Consider the following 806-nt stretch of genomic DNA (forward strand, 5'->3'; position numbering starts at 1 on the left):
AATATTGTGTATTTTTTTGAAATCCAGTCCGCAAGCTCCTGTGCCCGCAAAATATGTCTTGGATTATGGTCAAACCAACAGCGGGCTCCTCTGAACGAGCTTAAATCAACCTTGCTTTTTTCCAAAGTAACTCCCATTCTTATAGCACATTGATTTTGAAAATTGCAGGGTTTGGAGTTCCACCCAGGGTGATTGTTCCATAAATCATAAAACTTGATCATTATTATCGGTATTTAGGGTTACGTGATTTCTTATATGTTTCTCTGGTATGGGCAAACTCCCAAAAAATTTTTTCATCTGTACCTGGGTCAGCACACATGAATCCTCCGTCCAAAACTCTTTCCGTAACAATAACACTGTCTTTCTTGATGAGAATTCCCTGAATCGCCTCTCCACATATCCTGCTGAAATCATCATTTTCATTAAATCCAAAATATTTTTTTACATCCGTTCCCACTGTATCTCCTAAAACGACTAAAGTATGAGTAACCTTTACATCAGGATAGGCAAACGACTGAACTTTTCCATTCCATTTTAAAAAGTAACAGGGCGGGGAAAGTTTTATATTCCCCTTTACGATACGGTCTTTTGCTTCGATTTTTAGTTCTGCCTGATCTCCATTTTGCAATAATTTAAAATTGATCCCATCAACAGAATACGTGTCCGTCACTTTTAATACCTTCTTATTTTCCTGTGTTGTATTTTCTTTTTGGTCTTCAACTTTTGAGGTCTTTGCATCATTTTTACAGGAGGCCAATAATATTCCTACAAAAAAAAGCACCATTGTTTTTCTGCTAAATTTCATC

General features: G+C 36.6%; 2 protein-coding genes. Both read right to left on the reverse strand.

The features are described 5' to 3' along the window. Window positions 1-221: T6SS effector amidase Tae4 family protein (locus GNY06_RS01570; RefSeq protein WP_212995068.1), on the reverse strand; the 221-nt coding region annotated here is incomplete at its 3' end. 2 nt (window positions 222-223) lie between these two features. Continuing rightward, a partial coding sequence (locus GNY06_RS01575) for a hypothetical protein (RefSeq protein ID WP_166518494.1) occupies window positions 224-806 on the reverse strand: 583 nt, incomplete at its 5' end.

This window comes from Elizabethkingia argenteiflava, from assembly GCF_009904105.1.
Classification (GTDB): domain Bacteria; phylum Bacteroidota; class Bacteroidia; order Flavobacteriales; family Weeksellaceae; genus Elizabethkingia; species Elizabethkingia argenteiflava.